Genomic DNA, 10,989 nt, shown 5'->3' with positions numbered 1-10,989 from the left:
GAAGCAGGATTTCAATTGAGCCAGCGGCTCATGGCCAGGGATCTCAACCAGGAAGCGGTCGATGCATGCCAGGAGGCGCTGCGCGCTGATCCGGCGTATGCAAAGGCCTGGTGTGCCTTGGGCGCCGCACAACGACGCCTTGCCCGGATGGACGCATCACGTGAGGCCTATGAAAAGGCGATTGAACTCGATCCAGATTATGCACAGGCATGGAGCAATTTGGGTGAGTGGTGGTTGGTCAAAGGCGAGACTCCTGCGGCACTGGAAAAGATCGAGCGCGCGCTGAAAATCGAGCCGCGATTGCTGCAGGCATTGAACAATCGCGTTGCGGCGCTGTACGAATTGGCGAAGTTCACGGACGCAGAGTCTGCCGCTCGCGAAGCGATCGAGTTGCATCCGAATGAAGCGGCCTTGCACGTCAACCTGGGCAATGTTTTGCTGCATTCAGGAAAAGCACGTCCGGCAGTGAAGGCATTTCGCAAGGCTCTCGAATACGATCCATCATGTCCGGAAGCCCACCTCGCGCTCTCGACCTTGCTGGGCGAGACCCGGCGCCTTGCGGAGACGCTCGAATACTTCGAGCATGAGATTGAAGTTAAAGGGGAGAGTGTCCAGCGTCTCGCTTCGCTGGCATTGGCCCAGCAGGCAAAGGGTAATTTGTCCGAGGCGGAGGCGACGTGCCTGAAAGTGCTTCGGATGCAGCCCAATAACATTTCGGTCCTGATCACGCTTGCAGGATGCCTGAGTGTGAAAGGCGATCATCAGGGCGCGATCCGCCTGCATGAAAGGGCATTGGCGGAAAATCCGGACATGCCGGCGATCTATTCGAACATCGCCTTTGACGCCACCTATCTGCCGGATATCTCCGCCGATGAAGTATTTGCCTACCATCGGGAATGGGCGGATCGATTCGAGAAAGTCAACGACAAGAAACCATTCGGCTACGACCAATCCCGGGATGCGGATCGTCCGTTAAGGATAGGTTACGTGTCCGGAGACTTTGGCAGGCATCCTGTGGGTTTCCTGCTGAGGGACGTGATGCGCAACCACGACCGGCAGCAGGTCGAAATTTATTGCTATTCCATGATGCGCGCCAGCGACGATGTCACCGATGCCATCCGCTCCAATGCGGTTGCATGGATCGATGCGCTGTTGATGACCGATGATGAACTGGCGGAGCAGATTCATCAGGACCAGATTGACATCCTGGTGGACCTTTCCGGGCATACCGCCTACAACCGCTTGCCCGCATTCGTGCGCAGGCCTGCGCCGGTCCAGGCAACCTGGATCGGCTACTTCCATTCGACCGGGTTGAAGAACATCGATTACTTCATCACCGACCCGGTGACGACACCCGCCAATGCGGGACAGCTGTTTTCCGAGACGCCGGTGTGGCTGCCGCACTCCCGTTTTTGCTACTCGCCGCCCGAGTACGCGCCAGATGTTGCGCCGTCGCCGGTCCTCGATGTCGGCTATATCACCTTCGGCTCATTCAATCGCGTCGAAAAGCTGGTTGATCCGGTAATCTCTGCCTGGGTCAGGATTCTTGATGCGGTTCCGGGCAGCCGGCTGCTGCTGAAGGCCGGCGTGCTGGAGAATGAAAGCGTGCGCGAGTCCCTGCGTCGCCGCTTTGCCGAGCTGGGGCTGAAAGGCGACCGGCTGGAATTGCGCGGGCCATCGCAACATCCGGAAATGCTGGAGCAGTATGGCGAAGTTGACATCGCCCTCGACCCGTTTCCTTTTAATGGCGGCATGACGACACTGGAGGCGCTCTGGATGGGAGTGCCGGTCGTGACACTGGCTGGCAACAGCGTGGTTTCGCGGCAATCTGCCTCTGCACTGACCAATATCGGGCTGACCGAACTCATCTTCGACGACCTTGACATGTATGTTGAAGGCGCGATCTCGCTCGCACACAAGGTCGAGCGTCTTTCCGGAATGAGGCAACAGATCCGACGCCGCATGGCAAACAGTCCGCTGTGCCAGCCGGAGCAGTTCACCCATGATCTGGAGACGCTGTACCGCCGCATGTGGCAAGCCTGGCTGCGCGACGAGAAGCTTGGCGCGGAGATTGTACCGGGTACACCTGTTGCAAGAAAAAAGGTTCTGCATGTCGGCTGCGGTCCTGCCGACAAGCGCTCGTTACCCGTCCATTTTCAAAGCCGCTGGCAGGAAATCCGCCTCGACATCGATCCGGGCGTCAATCCGGATGTCGTTGCAAGCATGCTCGACATGGCCGCGGTCGAGAGTGGCAGCGTGGATGCTGTTTACTCGTCCCACAACATCGAACACTTGTATCCGCATGAAGTCGAGGTGGCGCTGAAGGAGTTCAGGCGTGTGCTGAAACCCGACGGACTCCTGGTGCTGACTTGTCCGGATCTGCAATCAGTGTGCGCGCTGGTCGCCGATGACAAGCTCGAAGAACCTGCCTATGTCGCTCCCGCCGGGCCGATTGCGCCGATCGACATCCTGTACGGCCACCGGCCTGCGATGGCAAGGGGCAACCTCTTCATGGCGCACAAGACCGGATTTACCGCACGAAGCCTTGACCGCGTACTTCGCGAAAGCGGCTTTGAGGCGACGGTGGTGGAGCGCGGACCATCCTATGACCTTTGGGCGCTTGCCTATTCAGCGACAGTGGAGTCAGGCAGGGTGGAGGGCGACAGGAAATCGTGTTTCCCCGCGTCGCTCAACCAATAAAAGGAATTGGAACTGGCTTCCTGAAAGTTGGTTGGGGTTTCCGTGAGGCATAATAGGTTCGCAGCTGGCTCCATGCGTGGTTGTCGGCGGGCCAGCGGATTTAATCCAGGTCGGTGACAGGTGCCATATCGGTATCGCCGCGGCCGCTTCTTGGATATTCAGAAACGTCGATCGCTGATGATGCATACAAGAACAACCGGCTTCACACTCGTCGAACTGATCAGCATCATGATCATCATCGGCATCCTTGCCGTGGTCGCGCTGCCGCGCTTTTTCGATCGCTCCACGTTTGAGGCGCGGGCTTTTTCTGATCAAACTCTGGCTATCCTGCGCTATGCGCAAAAAGCCGCGATTGCGCAGCGCCGAACGGTTTGTGTCACTTTCACCTCCACCACCGTCTCGCTTACCATCGCCGCAGCCGCAGGGACGAACACCTGCGGCGCGAATCCTCCGCTGTTGGGGCCCGGAGGTGAAAACCCCTATCAGATCACGGCCAAATCGAATATCAGTTTTTCAGCGACGCCGGCCACCTTTTATTTCACATCGTTGGGTCAGGCAAGCGTCACGCAAACCATACAGGTGTTAGGAGCCCCTGACAGCATCACGGTAGAGAGGGAGACCGGCTATGTCCATACGTAGTTTCCCGGTCAACTATCGTGCATTGCAGAGCGGGATCTCGTTCGTCGAACTCATCATGTTTATCGTGATCGTCAGCGTCGGGATCGTGGGGATTCTGTCGGTGATGAATCTGACGACAGCACACAGTTCCGATCCATTGGTGCGCAAACAGGCGATTGCCATCGCGGAGTCGCTGCTCGAAGAAATCGAGATGCAGCCTTTCAGCTACTGCGATCCGGATGATCCCAGCGCCGCGTCTCCCGCAGTTACCCAACCTGGCGACTGCGCTATACCGGAAGGCTTCGGTCCGGAAGGGGGCGAAACACGCACTGATTCTGTGCTGCCGTTTGATAACGTCAACGACTACGTCGACGCTAACGGCGTACCCAAAGCGATCGCGATTGTCGACGTCAGCGACAACACGGCGATTGCCGGATTGAGCGCCTATAGCGCAACCGTCACCATCACCCAGGAATCAGTCGGGTCCGGAGCGGGCGCAGTCGCCGCGACGGAATCGCTGCGGATCGATGTCAGGGTGACAGGGCCGGCCGGCACGGATGTCACCCTGACGGGTTATCGCCTGCGCTATGCGCCATGGTCGGTATGAAGCGGCCTATGACTACCCTCGTGAAGAAACCGCATCAAGGTTTCACGCTGCTCGAGGCGATCATCGTGATCGCGATTACCGGCATTATCGCAGCGGTCGTGGCGGTATTTATCGTCAAGCCCGTGCAAGGCTACGTTGATTCCGCGCGCCGCGCAGAAATGACGGACACGGCGGATACGGCCTTGCGCCGGATTTCCCGCGACCTGCACCTGGCCTTGCCGAACAGTGTGCGCGTCAGTCCCGATAATCTGGCGCTGGAATTCCTGTCGACCCGAACCGGCGGCCGGTATCGTGTCGGTGGTCCGGGCGATGCGCTGAACTTCAACAATGCCAGCGACACCTCCTTCGAAATCTTCGGCCCGTCCATTCCGTTTCAGGCGACCTCGCCCGAGAATCAGAATGAAATCGTGATTTACAACCTCGGCATCACGGGGGCGGATGCCTATGCGGGAAATACGGCTGCGACGCATAACCGTCGTCCCTATAACGGGGCGACGGGTTCGGTGAGTACGGTCGTCATCACGTCGAGCAACCCGTTTCCTTTCGATTCTCCGGCACACCGCTTCCAGGTCGTCGACACGCCCGTCAGTTATATCTGCGACCTCTCGGCCGGAACCTTGACTCGCTATTGGGGTTATGTCATCAGCTCCACGCAGTCGGTTCCGCCATCCACCACGTATCACGCGCTGCTGGCGAAAAAGGTCAGCGCTTGCGCGTTCATCTATACCCCGCTTACCGAGCGTAACGGGCTGGTGACCATGCGTTTGTCGATCGCGCAGTCAGGCGAGACCATCACCCTATATCACGAGGTGCATGTCAACAATGTGCCGTGATCCGATAAAAAAATGGGCGGCCCCCGGGCTTCAACGTGGATTCTCGATCGTGTCCGCGATATTCCTGTTGATTGTGCTCGCAGCGCTGGGTGCTGCCATGGTGACGTTTTCAACCGCGCAGCATGCAACTTCGGCCCAGGATATCCAGGGAAGCCGGGCTTATCAGGCGGCGCGTGCCGGAATCGAATGGGGCGTGTTCCAGGTATTGCGGGGGAGCCCGACGCCGCCGGTATGCAATGCCAGTACGCCGTTGACCTTGGGAGGGACATTGAGCGGCTTCGCCGTGACGGTGGAATGCGCCGTATTCCCCGCCTCAGGAGCGTTCAACGAAAACGGCACCTCCAGCCAGGTATTCCGGATTACATCGACTGCTGTCATCGGCGCGGAGGGAAGTGTTGCCCGCGTGGAGCGGCAGCTTCAAGTGACGGTCGAGTATCCGCCTCCGCCGTGACGGTGGGCGACGGCTGCGGTCTGCCGGAAAGCACAAGAACAGGCCGCACGAAAAGAACAAGTTCAGATTGGGAGCAGGAACAAAATGCGCCTCTTGATTGGCATAAAACGTCTTTATCAGGTATGGCAGGGGAAAATGCGTAAACCGTTCGCAGCGCAGCTCGCGGCCGCGGTATGCGCTGTGCTAGTGAGCTTGCCTGCTCAAGCCGCAAACTGTACTTCCACGGGGATCCGTACTAACTGGAGTGATCCCCTTTCCTGGACAAACTGCAACGGAACGCCAGGTTCAGGCGATTCGGTGACCATTTTGAATGGCCACACGATTAATGCAAACGTCACCGTAACTGTAGGTGCAGTAACGATCGACAGCGGCGGTACGCTCAATATCAGCAGCTCGAACTGGACCTCCAACGGCATCGTCAGCATTTCCGGCACCCTTGCTCATACAAATACCGGAGGCTCGGCATTTTTCGTTGGACGCGTGAATGTCAACAGTGGTGGAACCTGGAATAACAGCGTCAGTGAGTCAATCAATTTCCGTGGTGGAATCACCAATAACGGCACGTGGATTAACGGTGCCGGTACCAGTACTCAAACTTTCGAAACCAACAGCCAAATCATCGATGGTGCCAGTCCGATCACCTTTGATACCGTCGCGATAAGCGGTGCGATCACCGTAACGAACAATAACAGCGATGTTGTCACCATTAACGGTAGACTCAATGGAAACGTAACCGGCTCGACTTGGGTAAATGGGTCAGGTTCGACGCTCAATTATGTGAGTAGTGGATCCAATCGGGCGCCAATGGAGACCGGAACGCTTGTCGCCAGCGCCAGCGGCAATACCGTGATATATGGTCGGGCCAACAATCAAACAATTGAAGTGCCTTCTGGCAGCACCTACTACAACCTCACGCTGGCGGGTACCGGTACCAAGAATTTGCCTCCAGGGTTGACCATTGCCGGCGATTTCACTGCAACGACCTCGGGCACCTTGAGCACGACTGCGACAGGAGCGCTCACTATCGGCGGAAATGTCAGCTTGAATACGGGCGTCACCTTCAATGCGGGTTCCTTCACACATAGCGTAGTCGGGAACTTCGTCAACAATGGCGCAAGCTTTAGCGCATCCTCCAGCACATTCATATTCAATGGCAGCGGCACGCAGACAATAAGCAGCACCAACACACTGACTTTTAACAATCTGACAGTGGCAAACACGGGCGGCACGGTGTCGCCAAGCGGCACCAACGTCAGGGTTACCGGTGTGCTCAATGTCAATGCAGGCGCCGTTCTGGCGGCGGAACCCACTGCGGTGATCAACAATGCCGGTGCGGCAGGCACACTTACCGGTTCCGGCACGGTGAAGGTGACGCGAACAGCAGCAACCGCTGATTTCGCCAGTCAGTACAAATTCGCGACGAATTCATTGACCAATTTGACCGTGGATTATGCCGGTACCGCGGCGCAAATCGTTTCGGCGTTGACCTATGGCGGCCTCACAGTGAGCGATGCGAGCGGGGCATCGATGGTGGGCACGACAACCGTCTCCGGACTCTTGACCGTGACAAGTGGCGCGCTTAATGTCGGGGGCAACACACTCATCCTGGATGGCCCTTCGGTCGTCGGAAACAACCTGTCGGCAACTGCAGCTTCAAGCCTTGTTTTTGGCGGATCATCGTCTGATGTCATCATTCCAGCCAGCGTCACGACGCTCAGGAATCTGACCGTGAACAATGCGAACGGCATTACGTTAAGCAGCAACCTCAGCGTTGGAAATATTCTGACGCTGACGAGCGGCGCGATCACGACGAATGCCTTTACGCTGACATCGACCTCATCCTGCGCCGCGAGCATTTCGCGTCCTGCCAACGGCGGATACGTGAATGGCAGCTTGACGCTCACTTTCCCATCTACTGCTGCAACCTGCACATTCCCTGTCGGTAGCGGCACGGCATATGCGCCGATTACGGTGTCCAAGCCACTTACCTTCGGCGGAGGTACGCTGACCGGTAGCACCACCGGCAGCGAGCATCCTCAAATCGCGGGTTCAAGTATTGATGCCACCAAGGACGTCAACCGCTATTGGTCACTGACGGGAGATACGATCAATTCCAGCAACTATGGCGTGACCGTGACCTTTGTTCCGGGAGACGTGGACACCAGTGCATCGACCGGGAGCTTTGTTCTTGGCCGCTACGACGGGACGTCTTGGAGCCTGCCCACGCCGGTGGATACAAGGAGCGCCGCTACCACCGGCAGCAGCGTGGTAGCCGGCCCATTGAACAATGCCAGTTTTGCCGCCGGCGAAACGGCTTTCGTCTGTTCGGTTCCGTCGGGCCTGCCAAGTACGATGACCTGCGTTTGCGATAACTTTGGTCGCTCCCGACTCAATCCCTCGACTATATACGGCGGGAATTGGTCTTTAAGTACCACCAGTGGAACGTTTGGTGTTCCGCAGATTGTCAATTCCGGATACTTGCGCCTGACTGACAACAGCACAAACGTTTCGACGGCAGCCACCATGCCCGGCACCTTTCCGGCGGCCGGAAACCTGATTACGGTCGAATTCAAGCATTTCGCCTATGTCGGAAGCGGTCCTGATGGGCCGGCAGGTGCGGATGGCGTCGCTTTGACTTTGTCAGACTCGGCAGTTTCGCCGCAACCGGGCGCTTTCGGTGGTTCCCTCGGTTATGCACAAAAGACGGGGATCAACGGTTTCACCGGCGGCTGGGTCGGCGTCGGTATTGATGAGTACGGCAACTACTCGACGGCGCAGGAAGGCCGGGTAGGAGGCGGGAACAGCCTGATTCCCGACTCGATCGCTGTGCGTGGCTCGGGGAGCGGCACGACCGGCTATCCCTTCATGGCCGGAACCTCCTCGCTCAATCCCGGTGTGGACGATCCGACGGCCCCCTCGCCGGTTCAACCGGGGAAAGCGTACCGCATCACGGTCGACGCACGCTGCTATGAAAGAAACACCAGCAGTGGCGATATCACCTGCAATAACCCGTCGCTCGCGAAAAGGGCACAGGTCACTGTAAACCGCGATACGACCGGGGCAGGCAATTTTACGTCGGGTAATCAGTTAATCAGCTTCGACGCCTACACGATCAACCCCGGACAGGCGAATGTGCCGGCGAACTGGAAGCTGTCTTTCACCGGGTCGACAGGATCTCAGGTGAATATCCACGAGATCCAGGGGCTCAAGATCTGTGCGCAAACGATTACCCCGCCGGCTGGGTATCGCATCCAGGTGGATAACGTCACCCCTAGTATTTGTGGAGGACCGGGACAAACGCCATCCTCGCCGATCGTCACGATCACGGCGCTCGACACCAACGGCAACGTCGTGACTACGTACAACAAGACGATCAATTTGAAGGCAAGCCTGTCTGGCGGAGGTGCTTCCAATGCGACCTGGCGCAAGGTCGGCACCGCTTTCAACATTACCCAATATACGTTCACACCAACGGATAACGGCGTAGCGCAGTTCTATCTGACCGACACCAGCGCGCAAAATGTCTATCTGACGATCGAAGAAAACGGCGGCACGATTTCTTCCTCTTTCGGCTCGGCGGTGCAGTTCAGCGGCGCGGCATCGTTTGACATCGAAAATGTCGATACCCTCGCGACTTTACCTGGCGGTGCTCCTGCGCCCGGCGGCGGGGTGGTGGCCGGGCGCCCTCATCGGTTCATGGTGAAGCGTACGAATGCCGGGTGCGGTGTCGACACGTCCTATAGTGGGGCCAAGAATCTGGATGGCTGGTATTCGCCTGCATCCGGTGATCATCCAACCGGCGCCAATGCGCCCCAACTGTGTGCCGCCAATGCGGGCACTACCTGTTTTCCGATCGGATCCTGTCAGACGCTGTCGATCGCCGAGCCAACGATCGATTCCACCAGCAACTTCATGCCCGCGTTGAACTTTTCGAACGGGGCCGCTTACTTCTGTCTTGCGACCAGTGACGTCGGCAAGTACTCGCTAAGCCTGCGCGACGATACGGTTTCACCGGTCGTGCGCGGAGCATCCGGCACTCTCACTGCCAGGCCATTCGCCGTGACCGTTTCGGGCGTGACGGGAGAGCGTGATAATCCGGGCGACAGCAGTGCTCAAGGCAGCGTGTTCACCAGCGCCGGCACACTGTTTCAGGCGACGGTGAGCGCGCTTCTCTGGAACGCGGGTAGCGATGCCAATGGCGATGGACTACCGGATGCGGTGAGCTTGTCCCAGCTTGCAAGCGGAGGTGTCGCGTCCCATTATGCCGATTTGGTGACCTTGGGCACCAGCACGCCGTTTTACCCGGCAACCGCGGCGGATTCGCCTCCGGGAAGCGGTGTCGCCGGCACCCTATATGGGAATACGGTATCGGTCAGTTCGGGCAGTACGGTTGCGACCGGCTTGAATTATTCGGAAGTCGGCACTTTTTCATTGAGCGCAACGGCGTCTTCCGCCTATTTGAATACTGCCGGCGTCGATCTGAATCTGCGAACCGCGATATATTCCACGCCGGCAGACACGAGTCAGAGAAACGCATTGGTCGGACGCTTTAAACCTGCTCGTTTTGTATTGACCGGTTCATCAATGGTCAACCGCAGCGATGTAGGGAGTGGCGCCGGGTGTTCCCCAGCATCGACGTTTACCTATTTGGGCGAGCCCATGCGGGTGAATTTTTCGCTGATGGCAGTGAATGCATCCGGGGCGACAACCCAAAACTATGCCGGGAATTACGCTCGTTTTTCCAACAGCGCTGCAAGCTGGACCAATGCAGGGGCAAACGATAGCCTTGGGCTTTGGATGGCGGCAACCAATCAGCCGGTAGCTCCGGGCACCTGCCGGGTACGTTTTGACCAAGCCAGTCCATGGAATACGATTTTTGATAACTGCACTAGCGGTGTCGTTACTCCCCCGTCGATTGATGGAACTGGTAGCGCTCGGGTTTCGGTAAATGCTTCCCCTGCTCCGGCCATGACCTGGAATCTCGGCGTGGGAACCTTTGCGGCAGATGCGGTGCTGGGGCGCGTCACTAATCCCGACGGCCCGTATGACGAGTTGAGAATCGGCATAGCGCCGCAGGATGGGGATGGCGTCAAACTACTCGCTACCGCACTTAACACCGATATGGACGGGGCGGTCGGCAATGATCACGCATTGCTGGGAACGCCAACCCAATTACGGTTCGGCCGCTTGCGGCTTGCCAATGCCTTCGGTTCCGACCGGCTTAATCTTCCGATCACCATGCGTACCGAGTCTTGGAACGGCACAGCCTTCACGACCAATACACTGGATAGTTGCACGGCACTAGGCCGGAGCAACATGTTGCTCAAGGCTTATGATGGTTCGATTAATTCAACGAATATGCCGCTGACTAACATTAATGTCGGTTCGTTTACTGCGGGGATCGGGACTTTAAACCTGACAAGGCCGGCGGGCGGGACCGGCGGCGTGAAGGGCAGTGTCACGTTGTGCGTCGACCTGGCCGGTCCTGATAACAATCCTGACCCGAACCTGCAGTGTCAAGCGGGCATTACAGCTGGCATGCCTTGGCTGCAAGGGCGGTGGGGTACAGCAACCACTTACACTATTGATCCTTTCATGCGTGCCACCTTTGGTGTCTATCGGGGTGGGCCAGTGATTTACTTCAGAGAAATGTACTAATTCACGCGCATTTAATGCCGTGCGGAAACTATGTCGCTTCCATATAGCATGAAGTTCCAATCCGGCCAAAAATTGATTGACAACAATATGTTAATCCCATAATTTCAGGTGGTTTCTTCGAA

6 protein-coding genes are annotated in these 10,989 nt (G+C 57.6%); all 6 read left to right on the top strand.

The annotated features are described in order from the left end of the window. A partial coding sequence (locus VJ651_RS20265) for a tetratricopeptide repeat protein (protein WP_324109161.1) occupies window positions 1–2,700 on the top strand: 2,700 nt, incomplete at its 5' end. A 150-nt stretch (window positions 2,701–2,850) separates the two neighbouring features. Then, on the top strand, window positions 2,851–3,339 hold the full coding sequence (locus tag VJ651_RS20260; RefSeq protein WP_324109160.1) for a hypothetical protein: 489 nt from the start codon (window positions 2,851–2,853) through the stop codon (window positions 3,337–3,339). Beyond that, the gene (locus tag VJ651_RS20255; protein ID WP_324109159.1) at window positions 3,326–3,925 is read left to right on the top strand and encodes a type II secretion system protein; all 600 of its coding nucleotides are present in this window, start codon (window positions 3,326–3,328) and stop codon (window positions 3,923–3,925) included. Before VJ651_RS20260 ends, VJ651_RS20255 begins: the two co-directional genes overlap by 14 nt. An 8-nt stretch (window positions 3,926–3,933) precedes the next feature. Continuing rightward, window positions 3,934–4,758, top strand: a complete 825-nt coding sequence (locus VJ651_RS20250; RefSeq protein WP_324109158.1) for a prepilin-type N-terminal cleavage/methylation domain-containing protein — start codon at window positions 3,934–3,936, stop codon at window positions 4,756–4,758. 49 nt (window positions 4,759–4,807) lie between these two features. Next, window positions 4,808–5,209, top strand: coding sequence for a hypothetical protein (locus tag VJ651_RS20245; RefSeq protein WP_324109157.1), 402 nt, complete (start codon window positions 4,808–4,810; stop codon window positions 5,207–5,209). 84 nt (window positions 5,210–5,293) lie between these two features. After that, window positions 5,294–10,867 carry a DUF6701 domain-containing protein gene (locus VJ651_RS20240; protein WP_324109156.1) on the top strand — a complete coding sequence of 1,858 codons (5,574 nt, stop codon included), beginning with the start codon at window positions 5,294–5,296 and terminating at the stop codon, window positions 10,865–10,867. The last annotated feature ends 122 nt before the right edge of the window (window positions 10,868–10,989 follow it).

It is taken from the genome of Noviherbaspirillum sp. (assembly GCF_035254865.1).
Lineage (GTDB): Bacteria > Pseudomonadota > Gammaproteobacteria > Burkholderiales > Burkholderiaceae_D > Noviherbaspirillum.
This window is presented reverse-complemented; position numbering and strand designations above follow the sequence as displayed.

What these genes read in the sequence shown, in the direction of transcription:
- VJ651_RS20255 (WP_324109159.1), top strand. Translation starts at nt 3,326, where the DNA reads ATGTCCATACGTAGTTTCCCGGTCAACTATCGTGCATTGCAGAGCGGG.
- VJ651_RS20250 (WP_324109158.1), top strand. Translation starts at nt 3,934, where the DNA reads ATGACTACCCTCGTGAAGAAACCGCATCAAGGTTTCACGCTGCTCGAG.
- VJ651_RS20240 (WP_324109156.1), top strand. Translation starts at nt 5,294, where the DNA reads ATGCGCCTCTTGATTGGCATAAAACGTCTTTATCAGGTATGGCAGGGG.